Origin of the sequence: Advenella incenata (genome assembly GCF_004217095.1) — a bacterium.
Lineage (GTDB): Bacteria > Pseudomonadota > Gammaproteobacteria > Burkholderiales > Burkholderiaceae_B > Advenella > Advenella incenata.
In genome coordinates this window covers 814,787-833,114 of sequence record NZ_SHKO01000001.1, presented here as the reverse complement: position 1 = coordinate 833,114, position 18,328 = coordinate 814,787, and the positions used below count along the sequence as shown (strand labels likewise).

The window sequence follows — 18,328 nt, the reverse complement described above, 5'->3', positions numbered from 1 at the left end:
ACACAGCGCAGGCCGCCATCATGATCAACTCAAATTACGAGTTTTTACCTTCGATTGCTTTCATGCGAACAGAGATCTTGCTCAGCTCTTCGTCCAGGCTGGCGATCTGTTTCTTGCGATCCTGCTCGTCCAGTTTGCTGTCGCCGGCAATTTGCGAACGTTTTTTGAACAGTTCCAGTTGGCGGATAGGCAGCAACTGATCATTGCTTGAAGGCTTGAACTTGCCCCACGCCAATGCATTGAGTACTTTGAGCTCTTCGGGCTTGTCGCCATAATTGTCAAAGAATGTCTTAAGTTTTGTCTTGGCATCTTCAGGCAGATTCTTGCGCCAGACGATTGGGTCAGCCGGAATCAGTGGAGACTTCCAGATCACTTTTAACTCGGCAACCTTGGCTGGATTGGTTTTTTGCAAGCGCTCCATGCCTTCGGTATTGAAGGTGGCGACATCAACCTGTTTGTTTGCCACAGACAGTGCATTCACTTCATGGCTGCCATTGACCGAGCGTTTGAAAATCTTGTTGGCATCGACATTGTTTTCAGCAAACACATAATAGCCAGGCACCAGGTAACCGGAGGTGGAGTTCGGATCGCCGTTGCTGAAGTTCAGTGTCTTGGCGTTGTCCAGCATGTCCTTGACTGAATTGATTTTGCTGTCTTTATGGGCGATCAGCAGGCTCCAGTAGCCAGGTTTGCCATCTTTATCAACCGTCTGGTAGATCACTTCGCCATTGGCGCGATCCACGGCTTCCATGGCCGATTTGTTGCCGTACCAGGCAATATCGACTTTATCGAAGCGCATGCCCTGAATGATGCCGGCATAATCAGGCGCGAAAAAAGCCTTTACCTTGTAGCCGGTTTGTTTAGACAGATCGGCCAGAAACGGTTCCCACACGGTTTTCAGGTTCTGGGAAGATTCCGTAGAGATAATGCCGAAATTGAGTTCCTTGGATTCCTGGGCCTGAACCGCAGCGGCACTCATACCCAGCGCGAACAGGGAAATGCCAAGGCGGCGAATGGTCGATTTGAACATGAAAATTCCTAATGAAATAATGTTTAAGCTGCTGCCAGAACCAGGCGTGCCGGGTCTCTGGCGGGTGTTTTTTGTGCCTCCTGCTCTCCGAACAGAAGCGCCGTACCTATTTCCGAGCCGTACAGGTCGCTCAGAAATTCGTTGCTCAGCCCGGTGATGGGGCCGTCGAAATACTTCTTGCCGCCTTTGAGCGCTACCGCGTGGCGGCAATATTTGACTGCGTAATCCACCTGATGCAGCGTGACAATGACTGTTTTTCCGTCGCGCTTATTGATGTCCGCCAATGTCTCCATGACACGGCGAGCCGATTCCGGATCCAGTGACGCGATGGGTTCGTCTGCCAGGATAATTTCGGCCTTCTGGCACAGGGCGCGGGCAATGGCCACGCGTTGCTGCTGACCGCCCGACAGGGTCGAAGCGCGACGATGGGCATACTCAAGCAGACCTACCCGCTCCAGTGCCCGCAACGCGTTATTCACTTCTTCCTTGTTGAACAGACCCAGTGCGCCGCGTACCCGCGACATGCGCCCCAGGCTACCCAGCAGGACGTTCTTCAGGACCGACAACCGCCCCACCAGATTGAACTGCTGAAAGATATAACCGATGTCCGAACGCAACCGACGAACATTGCGGTTCAATATGCCGTCTTTCTGCATTTGCTGGCCCAGCATCTGTATATCGCCACCCACCTGGCGATCACCAATGGCCAGGCCGGCCAGATGACGCAATAAGGTGGATTTGCCGGAACCGGATGCGCCGATCAGCGCAACCATCGCGCCAGGAGCCACGTCCAGTTCCAGATCGTGCAGGACCTGTCTGGTGCCGAATGTCTTGTTCAAATTCTGAACCCGGATTGCCTGAGTCATCGTATTCCTCTATATATTTTGCAACTGCCGGGCCGATACACCGGAAAACGGTCGAGCGCAAGCAGCAGATGTCAGCAGTCGGCTAGCCATAGCGGGCCACTGCAGTTCAAGTGCCGTCATATTAAGGAATATGTGTGACAGTCCGGTTAATGCCGTCTTACAAGGCAGTGACAGTTTTGCCATTTTGGGGGCAATTTACTAGACAAGCCGGACAACGCCAGAAGAAATAATTCTTATAATTAATCAATGATTTGGCATTTGTGCCACACTATTTCACCTGCATAGCATAGACAAGTGAAAATCACCTGAAAAATGTAACAGCGGCGCCGAACCGGGCATAGGGATCCTTGCCAGGCGATGCGCCCGCCAGAGGCTGTCCTGCCGGCGGGCGTTGGAGTGATATTGAGGGGGCTATTTGAGGGGCGCGATGGTCGGGCCGGTGGCGCATGATTGCACTTGCAATCAAGGGCCGTCGCGCAGCGGCAGTGCGCTCGCCCGCCCTTATCCGCTTTTATCAGACATGCCCCTGCAAAAGACAGGGCGGGAAGAGGCAAAGCCAGATCGCCCGATCATGCACCAGGCGCGCAATCGCGCTAAGCCCGGACCAAGAACAAAAAAAGCGCTTAGCGTTGCGCCTTTGGTCCGGGAAACAGCATGACCATGACAAATGCAATGGCCAAAGCCGCCGCAGCCAGCATAAAAAGCAGCAGATACTGGCCGTTGGAATGCGCAAACACAAATGACATAGCGTAGGCAGCGGCTGCCTGCATAAGCGCAAAAGCGGTTGTCGCCCTGCTCCAGGCGGTTTTTTGCGCCGTCGGGGAATGCGGCAGCATCTCGCGCAGACGTCCCAGAACCAGCGGCACGATGCCCGGCGTGAATGCGCCCACCGCAAAGCTGGAAATACCAAGCAGAATGGGCGCAGTGCTCAGGATCGGCAGAATGACCATAAGCAGTTGCAGCAGCAACGCGCCACGCAAGGTCAATCCATAGCCAATGCGATCGGCTACCGCACCCGTGCACAGGGGTCCTGCCACGGCTCCCAGACCGTAAATCACCCAGAAAAACGACCCGGTATTCACACCCCAGCCAAGCCCGCGCGCCACATAATCGACCAGAAACACCATGTGCGCCACCAAGCCGACCGCGTTCAGGCCGTAGACTAGATACAGCACATACAGGCCACGACTGCCGGTTTCAGCGGATATGGGGTGCGACAGCGTCGCCTGCATACCCATCGGGTCGTCAGGCCCGCCCGCGCGGTGGTTCGGGTTCGGCGCAGCATCGGCGGGAACCGGTGCGACGACTGATGTAGATGTCGATGTAGACGCCGCTGCTGATGTTGTCGATATCGGTGTTTCTGGTGCGGATGCTGTAGATGTTGTGGATGCTGGTGGAACTGTTGTTGCTGGCGGCGTCGGAGGCCAGCTGGTCCAGGCCAGAAGCGTCAATAATAAAGACAGCCCTCCCAGTCCCAGCCATGTCTGTGTCAGGCCCAGTTGCAGGAGCATTGGCACCAGCGTGCCCGATGCGGCCACGCCCAATCCCACCCCGGTAAATATCACCCCACTGGCCAGCCCGCGCCGCGAGGGCAGCACGAAAGGCAGGATAGACGTGGCGGCAAGCACCATCAAGGCGCCGCCAGAGACGCCCGAGACAAAACGCCACAGAAAAAACCAGATAAACGATACCGGCAGGGCACAGGCAAAGAAAGCAAGCGTCGCCAGGACCATCATCAGCCGCAGGGCAGCACGTGTCCCGGTCTGCCGGGCGATGCCTACGCCCAGCAGCGCACCGGCCAGATACCCTGCCAAATTGGCTGCCCCCAGATAGGCGGCGGTGGAGGCAGAAAACCATTGTGCGTTGATAATGGCCGGCAGCAATGGCGTATAGGCAAAGCGCGCCAGCCCGATACCCACCAGGCTGGCACAAAGCCCTGCCATCAACATCCGCCATTCCGGCAACTGCGCAGGGGTATTAGCGATTGACTGTACGGTGCGCATCTTCAAAGCTTCGTTCCGTCATTCCGATGCGCTGCCGAGCAATGCGCAGAAATTGGCCAGGTCGACATTGCCGCCGCTGATAATAATGCCCACGCGCTTGTCACGCACCAACTCTTTTGCACTGCAGGCGCCGGCAAGCGACAGACACCCCGTGGGTTCGACCAGCATTTTCATGCGCTCGGCATAAAAGCGCATCGTGCGAATCAGCTCCTGATCGGTAACGGTCAGAATATCAGTGACTTCGCGTTGAATGATGGGAAAGGTGTAATCACCCAGAAACTGCGTCTGCGCGCCATCGGCAATGGTTTTTGGCATGTCGATGCGCACGATATGGCCGGCGCGCAGGGACAGCTGCCCATCATTGCCTGCTTGCGGTTCCACACCATAGATTTGGCATTCCGGGGCAAGGGCCCGCGCCGCCAGGGCCGAGCCCGACAACAACCCGCCGCCGCCCAGGCAGACAAAAAGCAGATCCAGCGGCCCGGTCTCCTGCATCAGTTCCATGGCAGCCGTCCCCTGGCCGGCGATGACATCAGGGTGATCATAGGGCGGGATGAGTGTGTAGCCGTGTTGCTGCGCCAAACTCGTAGCAATGGCCGCCCGGTCTTCAGTGTAACGGTCATATTGCACCACCTGCGCGCCATAGCCGCGTGTGGCTGCCAGCTTGGCAGCCGGCGCATCCAGCGGCATCACGATGGTGGCTTTGACATTGAGCACGGATGCCGCCAACGCCACACCCTGGGCGTGATTGCCTGAAGAAAAGGCAATTACCCCTGCGCGCTGTTGCGCTTGGCTCAATGCCGCGATCGCATTGAATGCGCCACGGAACTTGAATGCGCCGATGCGCTGCAGGTTTTCACATTTGAAATACAAGCTGGCGCCCAGTTGCGCGTCAATGGTCCTGGAACGCAGTACGGGCGTGCGGTGCGCGTAACCTTTGATGCGTTCGGCTGCGGCGACTACATCAGTATAAGTGGGCAATGTCTGCATAATGCTCCTGTTTCAGAAATGGCCCTGCCGCACAAAACGTCATGACCTTGCCGGTTTATCTCAATCAGCATATTCTACCCGCGTTTGAGCCGTTACAATGGACGCCATCATCAGGCCAGATCGAGAAGCATCCATGTCCATGCAAAACCACTCAGTTGCCATTATCGGCGCCGGCATTGTCGGCTTGTGCACCGCGCACGCCCTCAGAAAGGCGGGCTGGCAGGTCACTGTATTTGACCCGCAGGAACCGGGATCGCAATGCTCTTTCGGCAATGCCGGTGCCTTGTCCGAAGGGTCGGTCGCGCCATTGGCCATGCCCGGTGTCATCAAACAGGCTGCTTCCATGCTGCTGGACAGCACCAGTGCGCTGCATGTCCCGCTGGGCTACCTGTTACCGGCCATGCCCTGGTTTGCTCGCTTTATCGCGGCCTCACGCCCGGAACGCGTGCGGCAAATTGCCACTGCCCTTCATGATCTGCTGGCCGGATCAGTGCGTCATCACACGGAACTGGCCAGCGACATCGGCTGCGCCCATTTGATAAAAACTACAGGCCAATTACACCTGTACCCGGACGCCGGCAGTCGCGACAAGGACAAGGCGTCCTGGCAACTCAAGTCCGACTTTGGACTGGCCATGCAGCCGGTGGACCGTACCACCATTGCCGAACTGGAACCGGCCGTCAGCGACGCCTATCGCAGCGGCTGGTTTTTACCGGACGAAGGCTGGGTCAGCGACCCGTTCCAGTATTCGCAGGCGCTGGCCAGGGCGAACACTGACCAGGGCGTTGCATTTGTCAACGCCGGTATCAGTCACTTGCGTCGCGGCAATGACAAATGGCATTTAGTCAGTGGCGAACAATCATGGCAGGCCGATCATGTTGTCGTGTGCGCAGGAATGGGCTCGCGCGCGCTGCTGGCGACACTGAACCTGTCGGTTCCTCTGGAAAGCCAGCGCGGCTACCACCTGCAGGCGCCGCATCCGGGTGTCACGCTATCGCGCATTGTGGTGCTGGCCGATCGCAAGATCTTCATGAACCCGATGCAAGGCCAATTGCGCATCGCCGGTACGGTTGAATTCGGCGGCATAAACAAGCCGATGAACGAGCAGCGCGCGCTGCTGCTCAAGGACCACGCGCTGGCCGGTCTGGACAATTTAAATACCAGCGGCTTTACCACCTGGCTGGGCCATCGACCCTGCCTGCCCGACTCTTTGCCGGTCATCGGCCCTGTCGCAGATTTGCCAGGCCTGTGGACCGGATTCGGACATGGCCATCTTGGACTGACCGGCTCTGTCAACACCGGCAGACTGCTAGCGCGCGCCATGGCTGGCCAGGCAAGCGCCAATGAACTGGCGCCGTTTTCGCTGAGCCGTTTCTCCTGAGCCGTTTTCATTAAGCGCTTAACCGTCATGCCACTGCACATCATGTGGCTGACAGAACCGATTACAGACGCATACGGGCCAACAAATCGAAGTAGGAGCCCTCGATCAGCTGTGAACTGCTGATCCCCAATTGCTGCATCAATAATTCGGCTTGCTGCATGCCAATGGCGGTGGACTCGCTGTCTTCAAGCACAACCTCAAGCTCCATGAACTGGCCCAGCCCTTCTACGTGATCAAGGTGAACGCGCGTTCTGCCTACCATGTACAGCGTACGTCGCTTGATTACCCGACCGATCACACCATAGGCCAGTGATAACACTTCTCTGAGCGATTCAGGCGTCGCAGTTTCTGACAACACATAGAATGATTCTTTCGGCCCTGCCTCATCCGCTCGCCGATAAAAAATAAGCTGTCCTGTTCCGTCTGCGAATTGCCTGAGCTTGAGCCGACCTTCATCACACTTGAAAAACGTGTCGTCCTGGAATATGTCGCAAGGTGCTTCAGTTGCCAACGTGGCCGCCTGCTGCGCCAGATCACTGACACTCGCAATACGCGCCTTAATTTCGATATTTCTCGCCATTTTGCCATCTCGTACATGCATGTTTGCTGCGCCAGTACAACCCTGCTTCCGTACTGGCGCATGGGTCGGCCATTATAGCCCCACCCATGATGGTTCGAGATGGCTCCCCGTCGATCACTGTCGCGCACATTGATCATCGAAACCCTCAATGCGACAGTCATCTGCACTGGCAGTCAACGTGATTGGACGTCACCTGTTTTGGTGATCTCTCTATTGATTCATCTTGATATTTTCCGCCTTGATCAGATCAGCCCATTTTTTGGTGTCCTGATCGATCAGTGATGCAAATTGTGCCGGTTCCAAATCATCGGTGTCCAGGCCTGAGGTTTGCACGTATTGCGTGACCGCCGGTGTTTTCATGACCGCACGATAAGCCAGGTTCAGTTCCTTGATTTTCTCGTCAGGCGTTCCGGCCGGTGCAAAAACACCGTACCAGTTGGTCGCGTGAACATTTTTGATGCCCAGTTCGTCAAATGTGGGCACCTGCGGCAGCGCGGCTGATCGCTTGGCCGATGCCACGCCGATAGGCACCAGGCTGCCCTGCTTGATGTGCTGCACCAGGCCGGACACATCGCCAAAGAAGCCATCAACCTGTCCGCCTATGGTTGCGGTAATCGCCGGGGCTGCCCCGCCAAAAGGCACAATCAGCGTATTGGCTTTGGTGGCAATGCGAAACTGGGCAATCGCCATATGAGGCATGCTGCCCACCCCGGACGTAGACAGCGAGATGCCGTCGGGATTACTTTTGGCCTTTTCAAGCAATTCCTTCACACTTGTAATACCGCTTTTCTTGGACACAACCAGCACTTCGGGTGTGGAAACAAGCAGCGCTACCGGTTGCAGATCCTTTGCCGGGTCGTAGATCAGCTTTTTATAAAGCGCCGGATTGATGGCAATCGCACCGGTAGAGCTTAAAAACAGTGTATTGCCATCCGGTTTCGCGCGAGTGACCGTACTGGCGGCAATGGCACCATTACCGCCAGGTTTATTTTCCACCACCACCGTTCGCTTAAGCTGGCTCTCCAACTCTTTTCCGGTCACCCGGGCCAGCGTATCGCCGGGGCCTCCGGCTGGAAAGGCCACCACGACACTCACGGGAGATGCGGCCACAGCATGCTGGCTGACTGCAAGGCCCAGAACAGCAGCGGCAAATGGCATCACGTATTTAATATATTTTTTTCCGAATCCGGACATGTCTTGCTCCTTATGCCGTCAGGTACCCGCACCCTTGCGTATTGACGAACAGTGAATAAATGGACGTACACGACGCCATGAACAGGCGGTTCCGATGCAAACCGCCAAAACAAAGATTGGCACACCGCTCGGGCAAAGCAATGCGCCCCAGCAGCTCGCCTTGCGGGCTAAACACCCTGACCCCATCAAGGTCGGCAGTCCCCATTCCCCAGCCACACCACAAATTGCCATGGATATCCACCCGAAAGCCATCGGGCGTGCCTTCGCCTGCATCGAAAAGCACCCGTTGCCCAAGCAAACCGGTGCCGTCGGCATTCAGATCAAAGGCCAGCAGGTTACGGGGTTGGGCGCGTGATTCGACCACGTACAATTGTGATTCGTCGGGGGAGAATGCCAGACCGTTGGGGCCGTTAACCGCATCGGTCACCAATGCCACTTGCCCATTAACGGGGTCAATGCGATAGATGGCCGCAGGCAGTTGCTGCTCTGCCTGTTCCCCCTGATAGTAGCCAACGATGCCAAACGGCGGATCGGTAAACCAGACTGAACCGTCTGACTTGACCACCACGTCATTGGGAGAATTCAGGCGCTTACCCTGATAGCTGTCCGCCAGCACGGTAATGCGGCCATCCGGCTCCGTGCGCGTTACCCGGCGCGACAGATGCTCGCAGGTGATCAGGCGTCCCTGCCTGTCGCGTGTATTGCCATTGGCATAATTTGACGGACTGCGAAACACCTGGCTCTGACCTGTGGCGGCATCCCACCGCATGATGCGGTTGTTCGGTACGTCACTCCATAGCAAACAGTTCCAGTCGCCAAACCACACTGGCCCCTCGGCCCAACGGCTGCCGCCAGCGAGCCGCTCGAGCGCAGCCAGCGGCAGCGTCAGCGCATGAAAGCGGGGATCCAGGGCAATGACAGCAGGATCCGGATAGCGAATGGGGTTCTCAGTCGCAGCGTGCACTCATGCCTCCGTCCACGATAATTTCAGTGCCTGTGATAAAGCGCGCTTCATCGGACGCCAGAAAAAGCGCGGCATTGGCCGTATCAATGCCATCGCCCATGAATGGCAGCGGAATACGAGCCTGGCGCTGTGCCAGCAGCGTGCTTACATCTCCGCCGGCGCGTTGTCCGGCCAGACGCGTTTCTACCATGGGCGTGTGCATCTGACCCGGAACCACGGTATTGCACCGTATATTGCGCTTGGCATATTCCACCGCCACGACGCGGGACAATTGAATAATACCGGCCTTCGCGCTGGCATATCCAACCTGCGCCGAACCGGTCCAACGGATGCCGGATGTGGACGAAATATTGACAATAGCCCCGGCACCCTGTTGTTCCATAATAGGCAATACATACTTGCAGCCCAGAAATACACTCTTCAGGTTGAAATCAAGCTGGCTATCCCATGTTTGCTCATCCAGGGCAACCGGGCCACCCTTTTTCGAGCCACCGACATTGTTGACAAGAATATCGACTCGCCCGAAGGCCTCCTGGCAGGCATGCACCATCTGTTCTACAGCATCCGCCGAAGTAACATCTGCAGTCCATGTGCGGATTGTGCCGTTTACTTCATTGACCTTGGCTACGGTTTCATTTAACGCATCGGGGTTCATGTCCACGGCAAAAACCTGCGCACCCTCGCTGGCAAACCGCCAGGCAATCGCCCGACCATTACCCCAACCGGGCCCGACGCTACCGGCACCTGTCACAATCGCTACTTTGTTTTCCAATCGTCTCATTGTTCGCTGTCCCCTGTCATTATCTAATCACAGCCATGATGCGCGAGGGCCTGCGAATCATCAAGACCCGCCTTGCGACTTCTGATATTGAAAAAACGTATATCATTGCTACATGGATCTCAAACAACTTCAGTATTTCATCGTGATTGCAGAACAGCACAGCTTTTCCCGCGCTGCGGATATGCTCGATCTGTCGCAGCCGTCACTGAGTCGGCAGATCCAGTTGCTGGAGGCCGAGCTTGGACAGCATTTGCTGGTTCGCACGGGCCGTGGGGTAGAACTGACTGAAGCCGGTGCCCGACTGCTGGGTCATGCCAGGACGCTGCACCGGATGGCCACGCAGGCGAAGCAGGACCTGATGAATTTCCGGTCCGCTGCGCCGGGCCGGGTGCGGCTGGGTATTCCGCCGCGCATCGCCCGGCGTCTGGCGCCAAGTATCATGCAACAGTTCCGGGCGCTGTTTCCTGATTCGTCTATTACGCTGGCCGAAGGACTAAGTGCCCAATTGCGGGACTGGTTGCTCAAAGACAAGGTTGATCTGGCGCTGCTGTACGAACCGGCACCTTCGTCTCTCATGCAGGTCGAGTCGCTTTATCGTGAAAATCTGGTGCTTGCCCATGCGCACGCCAGTGGAATGCGGCTGCCGGGCCAAGTACAGGTGGCTGATCTTGGACAATATCCCCTGGTGCTGCCCAGTGCGCCCAACACGATCCGTACCCTTGTTGAACAGACCTGCCGGGATCGCAACGTGCAATTGAATGTGGTAGCCGAAGTAGATGTCGTACAGACAATCGTCGAAACCCTGAGTTATTCGCACGAACCTGTGTTTACGATCATTCCTCGTTCTGCCCTGGGCGACATTCCCGGGCAGGCCAATCTGAGCTGCGCGCCTATTGTCGAGCCTGCTATTCTCAATAATCTCACCCTTGCCATTGCCACCATGGCTGCAGAATCACGGCTGGTGCTTGCCGTTGCCGACATCATTCGTGGCATTGATATGCCCGGCAAGATGAGCTGAGACCAGCTCCACCAATCACACATGAAATACCACGCAACGTGGTACATAAGCGTCATCAATGCACACTCACACCTGATCCAGACATATTACGCTTGTCGAATAGAAGCATTTTCAGGTCGTTGATAGCTTGGGTGCATAGAATGGTTGCATTAAGCCATTAACGCTTGGCATGAATGAATACCCTGAATATTCCTTTACCCAACTTTCCCTGGCATGCCTTAACGCGACGTTTCGCATTGCCATGGATCGACAGATTCCGTGCCAAAGTTGAAATGAACGTGGTGTCCTGAGCGACGCCTCATGAGCGGGACGCAATGACAGATGTCATCACCGCGCGCTCATGCCTTCCTCGCCAGCGCAGATTGTCGGGCCATTTGCGCTGCCCTGCTGCTCCCTATTCCCGGCAGTTGTGATCGCCGGTCTGCCCCCCGGTAACAAACGGTGGCAGCCGATATCACAAAAGCAATAAAGCGAAAGCGCTTCTTGGGCGCCTTATCCGCGCATCGTCACAAACTCTTCTGCAGCCGTAGGATGGATGCCGATCGTGGCGTCAAAGTCCGCCTTGGTCGCGCCCATGCGCACAGCCACGGCAAACCCCTGCACGATCTCTCCTGCGTCATCGCCCGCCATATGCAAGCCCACTACCCGGTCTGATTTCTTATCGACAATCAGTTTCATCATCATTCTGGCAGTGCTGCCACTAAGCGTATGCTTGAGAGGGCGGAAATCCGAACGATAGATGGTGACCTCGCCATACTTCTCGCGCGCTTCGTGCTCACTATAGCCCACCGTTCCCACGTTTGGATGGGTGAAAATGGCAGTCGGAATAAATTCATAACTCATGCGGCGCACACCCTTGCCAAACAGATGATCCACCAGCACCATGGCTTCGCCCAGTGCAACCGGCGTAAGTTGAATCCGGTCGGTCACATCGCCCAAAGCATGGATGGAAGGGGCCGATGTCTTGTAGTTTTCGTCAATCTGAATGGCGCCATTGTGATTGACCTGCACGCCGGCAGACTCAAGATTGAGTTTTTGCACATTGGGCGCACGTCCTGTCGCATACAGCACCTGATCGGCCTGCAGCGTCGTTCCGTCATTCAATTTAACTGAAAGAACATCACCCGCTTTGTCAATGCCGTCCACTTTGGTTTCAAAGTGAAAATGCACGCCGGCTTTTTCCATTTCCTTGGCAGTGAACGTGCAGATTTCTTCATCAAAGCCACGCAGGATGCGATCGCGACGAATCACGATATGTACTTGGGCGCCCAGGCCGTTGAAGATCGACGCAAATTCACATGCAATATAACCGGCGCCGACCACGACCAGTCGTTTGGGAAACTGCGGGACATCGAAAATTTCATTTGAGGTAATCACATGTTCGCGCCCGGGGAAATCGGGCACAACGGGCCAGCCGCCGGTCGCGATCAAAATATGCTTTGCTGTGTAGGTCTTGCCGTCGTCCATGCGAACGGTATTGGGTCCTGCCAGTTCGGCCCAGCCGGTCAGCAGCGTTGCGCCAGCGTTGGTGATCAGCGAGTGATAAATGCCGTTCAGACGGGAAATTTCCTTTGCCCGGTTGGTTTTCAGAAGCGACCAGTCCAGCGTTGCCTCGCCGACACTCCAGCCAAAGCCGCGTGCCTCTTCAAAAGCGTCATGGTAATGCGCAGCATAACTGTAGAGTTTCTTGGGAATGCAACCAACGTTGACACATGTTCCGCCCAGATCGGATCCTTCTGCCACCGCCACCCGGGCGCCGGCCTGTGCTGCCATGCGCGAGGCGCGTACCCCGCCGCTGCCGCCGCCGATTACAAAAAAATCATAGTCGAAACTTTCCATGCTGACTCCAAGTTCAAAATGCGCAATATTGTCGGACCGCCATGCCAACCGCTAAGAAAACTGAATAATACTCCTGCATGCGGCGGCACTGCGGCTGCCTTGCGAGGATGCCACAGGCAGCCGCATCGTTCTGGCCCCGCCTGATTGTAACCTCACCGCCACGGCAACTGACGCAAAACCCTGCCCGCGAGTGCGTTGCCGGCCAGCCCTGGTCGTATAATCATGACTTACGGAGAGTTATAGTCATGTCACTGCTTCAAACAACCACGTTTTCGTCTTCCCTGACTGCCGCGCCACCGGTGTGGCCCGTGCTGGGTGTGCTGGGTGGCATGGGGCCGCTAGCCGGCGCCACGTTTGCTGCCAGGCTTGTGCAACTTACCCCGGTGACGGCAGACCAGGCGCACATCCCGGTGCTGCTGCGCAATGACCCGCGAATTCCTGACCGCAGCGCGGCCCAGTTGGCAGGCGGGCCAAGCCCGCTGCCGGCCATGCGCCAGGGAATGCAGGACTTGCAGCGCTGGGGCGCGCAATGCATTGCCATCCCGTGCAATACGGCGCATTTGTGGTTTGAGCAGTTGCGCGATAGTGTACAGGTGCCGGTTCTGCACATTGTCGAGTCAGTGATTCAGGACCTGCGCCGCAATGGCATCTGTGATGGTCCGGTGGGCATCATGGGCACCCCGGCGACAATGCAATTGGGGCTGTACCAGGACGCCCTGCGCGCGGCCGGGTATGAGCCGTTTACCGGCGACGACAATAGCATTCGTGATTGGTCCGTACTGGCCATCGCCGCCGTCAAATCCAACCAGAACGAGCAAGCCTTTGCCCCTGCGGCCGCCGCCGTCAATCGACTTGCCCAAATGGGGGCACGGGCCGTCATTCTGGGTTGTACGGAATTGCCGCTGGCCATCCCACCCTCGCGTCGGGACGCGTTTCCCGTCGTGATATCGGACTCGATTGATGCATTGGCGCGTGCCGTGCTAGAGTCCTTTTCACATAAGACCTTTTCGCATCATGAGCACGCCAGCGACCAAGCAGAACGTACTGCAGCAGCGGCTGCAAAACCGGAGTAGTCATGCCTGTACCAACCACTGTCATTGATCATCTTGTCGTGACCGCAAGCGATCTGGATGCAGGTGCCGCCTATGTACGCGACTGTCTGGGCGTTGCCCCGCTGCCGGGCGGAGAACATGCAAAAATGGGCACCCACAATCGGCTGTTGCGCTGTGGCAGGAACTGCTATCTGGAAGTAATTGCCGTCAATCCAGCCGCGCCGGCGCCCGCGCAGCCACGCTGGTTCGGGTTGGATGCTTTAGAGGCGCAGAGCGCCGCATCGCTGTCGGCGTGGGTCGTGCGTACAACAAGTATTGATACCCATGCGGCGGCCAGCACCCAGCCTTTGGGGCCGGTCACTGCCATGCAACGCGCAGACCTGAACTGGCTGATTACCATTCCCGAAAGCGGTGTGTCGCCCCTGGACGGAATGGCCCCGGCCCTGATCGAATGGCAGACCGCCGAGCTACCGGTATTATCCATGCCGGATATGGGTTTGTCGCTGGAAGCACTGCATGTCTATCATCCGGAACCGAAGGCGATGCAGGCACTGCTCGCAAGTCTGCAACTGGATGCCCCGGTCTCGGTATTTCCGGCGGCACCGGACAGCAAACCGGCCTTGCGGGCGATCATCCGTACACCTGCGGGTATTCGCGCCCTGGGCTGAGCAGCCCTGGCACCAGGACGCCCCGAATCCTAGCGCAACGCAGCCGACATGGTGGAAAACACATTCAATGTGCGGATCACATGCTCGATACTGTCTGCCTTAAATGTCAGGGTGACCCCATCCACTCGATCTGTGCCGGGCAGCACACAAAACGTATCGGCCAATGCAGGAGAATTGGTTTGTAGCCGACATTCATATGGCGCACCGATTACAAACGGTGTCAGCGCTTGCCTCATGCCAGTCTGAACCGCCCTGCACATGCCCTCGCGTATGCGCGCGCAGGCGGCCTGCGGCGTCAGCGTAGCGGCGCTGCCATGGCCCATGGCCTGTTTGGTTTCCACCCATACGGCGCCATCGAAAAAACCTTCGTTTTCTTCGATGAAATACTGGTCGCCGCTGCCGAAGATCACCGGCACACCGGCCTGACCAGCCAGCGCGCCATACAATCCCGGTTCGCCCAGTTCCATGTCGTTGACTATCACTCGGGCAAAGGCAAAACTGTTGATGGTGTGGGCCAGTACGCCGCGGCCCTGAGCCCTTGAGTGATGCCCGACCAGGGCGACAGCACTGACACCGAATTCCAGACCGGTCATCATGCTGTAGACCCGTGGCTTGCCGCTGATCAAAGTAGCGCGCGCATCAATGTCAGACGCAATCATATTGCGAAAGCCACCATGCGAATCGTTCACATAAACGGCGGTGGCGCCGCCATCGAACGCGCCGGCAATAGCTGCGTTGGCTTCGGCGGTCATCCACTGCCGTGCCCGTTCATACTCCACGTTGCCCGCACGCACCTGCTGCGCATCCACCACACCGGCGACGCCTTCAATGTCTGTTGATATTAGTACTTTCATTGATCACACCTTGTTATTCTTTGCCTACTGTTATTGCACATGCAATATTCATAATATTCAAAACTGCCTTTGCACGGCAGTAATAAAGCCGCCTAGTCGTGCAGCCAGTCAGTGACTGGCAGACGCGTATTGCCATCACGCCCGGTCACTGCAGTGGCGCGCCACAGCGAATTGACAATGGCCTGTTCTGTAGCCTCGGCGGCCGCATCAAACAACGATTCCAGCTGCAGCTCATGCAAGGGCGCCACCGGTATCTGTGCAGCCTGCACCTGCTGGCCGATGCGCATACCCGTTGAAAATGCAACGGCAATATCTCCGCTGCCGTGGCCAAAGTTCGAACCGGTGCGCGCCAGCCCGGCAGCCGCACGCATGCTCAACCGGCGCAGTTGCCGGGCGTCCAGCGGCGCATCGGTTGCCAGCACCATGATGATGGAACCCTTGTCGGGGGCATTTTCCGCGATATCCAAGGGCACTTGCGATGCCGTGCGCCGACGGGCCATACGCCTTTTTATGTCCTGACCCAACAGGCTGCCATTGACCCGAAACTGACGCAGTTTGCCAAAATTGGACAGCACCAACGCGCCCACCACATAGTCGGGCGCACTGCCTGCCAGTTCCCTTTCCTGTCGGGCAATGCGTGATGCCGAGCCAATCCCGCCTTTCAAGCCAAAGCAGCTCATCCCGCGTCCGGCACCTACCGCGCCCTGCTCCGGTTGCGCAGCCGCATTGGCGCAGGCGGAAAAGTAGTCCGCTTCGGTCACGGCCATGGCCTGAATATCGTTCAGATACCCGTCATTGCACTCGAGCACCAGCGGGTTAACGGTAGGCCAATCACGACCGATTTGCGCATTGGCCGCAATCGCCTGCCTGATTTGCGCTTGCGCCACCATCGGCACGGAAAAAGTATTGGTCAGCGCCAGGGGTGTTTCTATTGCCCCCAGCTCCTGCAACTGCACCAGTCCCATGCTTTTGCCGAAACCGTTGAGCACAGACACACCGGCCGCCACCTTGTTCACGAACAAGTCGTCCGTATGCGGATAGACAACCGTGACACCGGTCTGAATCGCACCACGCGCCAGGGTGGCATGACCCACCTTGACGCCGGATACATCGGTAATACAATTGTGCGGTCCGGCAGGCAAGATGCCCACTGGCGGCGCAGAGCGCGCCGCCGCCACAGTTGAAGAATCAGTCATATACGCTCATCGGTCAGTGCCACCTATCGATAACACAACGGGATTATTGCCGGTCAATCTTCGGATCCAGTGCATCCCGCAGTCCATCGCCCAGCAGATTGAACGCCAACACGGTCAGGAAGATGGCCAGCGACGGGAAAATCGCCACATGCGGGGCCAGCACCATATCGGAGCGCGCCTCGTTGAGCATCGCGCCCCATTCGGGCGTAGGCGGCTGCGCGCCCAGGCCGATAAACGACAGCGAAGCCGCCGTAATAATCGACGTACCGATACGCATGGTGCCATAGACGAGAATGGGTGAAATCGTGCCGGGAAGAATGTGTTTGAAAATAATGGTGAAATCCGAAGCGCCGATACTGCGCACGGCTTCAATGTAGGTCATGTTTTTCAGGGACAGGGTATTGCCACGCACCAGCCGTGCAAATGCCGGAATGCTGAATACCGCCACAGCGATCACCACGTTCACCATACTGGGGCCCAATACCGCGATCACGCCGATGGCCAGTAAAATACCGGGAAACGCCAGCAACACATCTGAAATACGCATCACAATGCGTTCCCACCAGCCTTCGTAATAACCGGCAAGCAGGCCCAGCACCGTGCCTACAACAGCGCCCAGCGCAACCGAAATAAAACCGGCAGCCAGGGAAATGCGTGTACCCATCACGATGCGGCTGAAAATATCCCGACCCAGCGAATCCACACCCAGCCAGTGCAGCACTGACGGCGCCTGGTTGATGCGGTCGTAATCGAAATAATTCTCCGGATCGAAAGGGACGATCCAGGGCGCCAGAATGGCAATAAATACAAGTGCAATAATAAAGAGCGCCGCGACGACAGCCAGATGCTGCTTGCGAAACTTGCGGATAAACTCCGTCATCGGGGTGCGGATGCGTTCCCGTTGTGGCGGCAGCGATTCTATCGGAGAAGAAGTTACTTGCGTCATGTCTGTCCCGTTATTTGTAACGGATAGTCGGATTGATCACGCCGTACAGCACGTCAACAATCAGATTGATCAAAATGAATTCAAAGGAGAACAGCAGGACCAGCCCCTGAATAATCGGATAGTCCCGCGCAGAAACGGAGTCCACCAGCAGTGTGCCCATCCCGGGCCAGCCAAAGACGGTCTCCACCACGATCGAGCCGCCCAGCAAAAAGCCAAACTGCAGGCCCATCATCGTAATCACGGGAATCAAGGCGTTGCGCAAGGTATGTTTGACGATCACTACTTTTTCAGACAAACCTTTGGCGCGGGCTGTGCGCACGAAATCTTCCTGAATCACCTCTACGAACGAGGCACGCGTAAAGCGCGCCATAATGGCCGCGACCGCAGCGCCCAAAGTAATGGACGGCAAAATATAGTGCTGCCAGCTGGTCGCGCCCACAGAAGGCAGCCAACCCAGGTTGACCGCAAAAATCTGGATCAGGACCATGCCCAGTGCAAAGGGCGGAAAGGAGATACCGGAAACGGCCAGCGTCATGAACAGGCGATCCGGCCAGCGGTTGCGCCATACGGCCGAGACCACGCCGATCACCAGACCGAAAATAACAGACCAGATCATGCTGGTAATGGTCAACAGCATGGTTGGTGTAAAGCGGGCAGCAATTTCAGTCAGCACCGGGCGCTTGGTGCGCAACGAGGTGCCCAGATCGCCCTGGCTCAGATTGAGCAGGTAATGGCCGAACTGCTGCGGCAACGGCAAATCCAGGCCCAGTTGCTTGCGTATGTTCTGAACCGTTTCGGCATCTGCCTCGGGCCCTGCGGCAAGCCTGGCCGGATCCCCGGGCAGCATATGTACAAACAGGAACACCACCACGCAGACCAGGATCAGCGTCGGTATCATTCCGAAAATCCGTTTAACCAGATAGGAAAGCATTTTTGAATCCATTGGGCCGCGACACCCCAGGGTGT

At 57.0% G+C, this 18,328-nt stretch carries 17 protein-coding genes; 4 read left to right on the top strand and 13 right to left on the bottom strand.

Features of this window, described 5'->3' with window-relative positions:
• Window positions 1–34: 34 nt before the first annotated feature.
• From phnD to EV681_RS03820, 4 genes are all read right to left on the bottom strand, one after another.
• Window positions 35–1,030, bottom strand: a complete 996-nt coding sequence (gene phnD, locus EV681_RS03835; protein WP_128396021.1) for a phosphonate ABC transporter substrate-binding protein — start codon at window positions 1,028–1,030, stop codon at window positions 35–37.
• 23 nt (window positions 1,031–1,053) lie between these two features.
• On the bottom strand, window positions 1,054–1,896 hold the full coding sequence (gene phnC / locus EV681_RS03830) for a phosphonate ABC transporter ATP-binding protein (RefSeq protein WP_128396020.1): 843 nt from the start codon (window positions 1,894–1,896) through the stop codon (window positions 1,054–1,056).
• A 623-nt stretch (window positions 1,897–2,519) separates the two neighbouring features.
• Window positions 2,520–3,899 carry a YbfB/YjiJ family MFS transporter gene (locus EV681_RS03825; RefSeq protein WP_130304011.1) on the bottom strand — a complete coding sequence of 460 codons (1,380 nt, stop codon included), beginning with the start codon at window positions 3,897–3,899 and terminating at the stop codon, window positions 2,520–2,522.
• An 18-nt stretch (window positions 3,900–3,917) separates the two neighbouring features.
• The gene (locus EV681_RS03820; protein ID WP_128396019.1) at window positions 3,918–4,889 is read right to left on the bottom strand and encodes a threo-3-hydroxy-L-aspartate ammonia-lyase; all 972 of its coding nucleotides are present in this window, start codon (window positions 4,887–4,889) and stop codon (window positions 3,918–3,920) included.
• 139 nt (window positions 4,890–5,028) lie between these two features.
• Here EV681_RS03820 and EV681_RS03815 point away from each other — a divergent pair, with 139 nt between their 5' ends.
• On the top strand, window positions 5,029–6,270 hold the full coding sequence (locus EV681_RS03815; protein WP_242612128.1) for an NAD(P)/FAD-dependent oxidoreductase: 1,242 nt from the start codon (window positions 5,029–5,031) through the stop codon (window positions 6,268–6,270).
• A gap of 61 nt (window positions 6,271–6,331) precedes the next feature.
• Here the strand turns inward: EV681_RS03815 and EV681_RS03810 are convergent, their stop codons facing one another.
• From EV681_RS03810 to EV681_RS03795, 4 genes are all read right to left on the bottom strand, one after another.
• Window positions 6,332–6,850, bottom strand: a complete 519-nt coding sequence (locus EV681_RS03810) for a class IV adenylate cyclase (RefSeq protein ID WP_130304010.1) — start codon at window positions 6,848–6,850, stop codon at window positions 6,332–6,334.
• A 210-nt stretch (window positions 6,851–7,060) separates the two neighbouring features.
• The gene (locus tag EV681_RS03805; RefSeq protein WP_128396016.1) at window positions 7,061–8,044 is read right to left on the bottom strand and encodes a Bug family tripartite tricarboxylate transporter substrate binding protein; all 984 of its coding nucleotides are present in this window, start codon (window positions 8,042–8,044) and stop codon (window positions 7,061–7,063) included.
• A 10-nt stretch (window positions 8,045–8,054) separates the two neighbouring features.
• Window positions 8,055–9,008 (bottom strand): SMP-30/gluconolactonase/LRE family protein, encoded by a 954-nt coding sequence (locus tag EV681_RS03800; RefSeq protein WP_130303312.1) that lies wholly within the window; start codon window positions 9,006–9,008, stop codon window positions 8,055–8,057.
• Window positions 8,992–9,789: an SDR family NAD(P)-dependent oxidoreductase gene (locus EV681_RS03795; RefSeq protein WP_128396014.1), complete on the bottom strand. Its 798-nt coding sequence runs from the start codon at window positions 9,787–9,789 to the stop codon at window positions 8,992–8,994. The genes EV681_RS03800 and EV681_RS03795 overlap by 17 nt, the downstream gene beginning before the upstream one ends.
• Window positions 9,790–9,901: 112 nt before the next feature.
• Between EV681_RS03795 and EV681_RS03790 the strand changes: the two genes are divergently transcribed.
• Window positions 9,902–10,807 (top strand): LysR family transcriptional regulator, encoded by a 906-nt coding sequence (locus tag EV681_RS03790; RefSeq protein ID WP_128396013.1) that lies wholly within the window; start codon window positions 9,902–9,904, stop codon window positions 10,805–10,807.
• A 492-nt stretch (window positions 10,808–11,299) separates the two neighbouring features.
• Here the strand turns inward: EV681_RS03790 and gorA are convergent, their stop codons facing one another.
• Window positions 11,300–12,646, bottom strand: coding sequence for a glutathione-disulfide reductase (gorA, locus tag EV681_RS03785; protein WP_130303311.1), 1,347 nt, complete (start codon window positions 12,644–12,646; stop codon window positions 11,300–11,302).
• A 245-nt stretch (window positions 12,647–12,891) separates the two neighbouring features.
• On the opposite strand from gorA, the gene cuyB reads away from it, so the two are divergent.
• Window positions 12,892–13,719, top strand: coding sequence for a cysteate racemase (gene cuyB / locus EV681_RS03780; protein ID WP_130303310.1), 828 nt, complete (start codon window positions 12,892–12,894; stop codon window positions 13,717–13,719).
• 2 nt (window positions 13,720–13,721) lie between these two features.
• Window positions 13,722–14,366 carry a VOC family protein gene (locus EV681_RS03775; protein WP_128396010.1) on the top strand — a complete coding sequence of 215 codons (645 nt, stop codon included), beginning with the start codon at window positions 13,722–13,724 and terminating at the stop codon, window positions 14,364–14,366.
• A gap of 29 nt (window positions 14,367–14,395) precedes the next feature.
• Here the strand turns inward: EV681_RS03775 and EV681_RS03770 are convergent, their stop codons facing one another.
• The 4 genes from EV681_RS03770 to gsiC all read right to left on the bottom strand — a co-directional run bounded on the left by EV681_RS03770 (window position 14,396) and on the right by gsiC (window position 18,293).
• Window positions 14,396–15,220 carry a M55 family metallopeptidase gene (locus tag EV681_RS03770; RefSeq protein WP_130303309.1) on the bottom strand — a complete coding sequence of 275 codons (825 nt, stop codon included), beginning with the start codon at window positions 15,218–15,220 and terminating at the stop codon, window positions 14,396–14,398.
• Window positions 15,221–15,312: 92 nt separating this feature from the next.
• Complete coding sequence (locus tag EV681_RS03765) at window positions 15,313–16,416, bottom strand: DmpA family aminopeptidase (RefSeq protein ID WP_130303308.1); 1,104 nt, start codon at window positions 16,414–16,416, stop codon at window positions 15,313–15,315.
• A 43-nt stretch (window positions 16,417–16,459) separates the two neighbouring features.
• On the bottom strand, window positions 16,460–17,362 hold the full coding sequence (gsiD, locus tag EV681_RS03760) for a glutathione ABC transporter permease GsiD (protein WP_128396007.1): 903 nt from the start codon (window positions 17,360–17,362) through the stop codon (window positions 16,460–16,462).
• Window positions 17,363–17,372: 10 nt separating this feature from the next.
• Window positions 17,373–18,293, bottom strand: coding sequence for a glutathione ABC transporter permease GsiC (gsiC, locus tag EV681_RS03755; RefSeq protein WP_130303307.1), 921 nt, complete (start codon window positions 18,291–18,293; stop codon window positions 17,373–17,375).
• Window positions 18,294–18,328 lie beyond the last annotated feature (35 nt).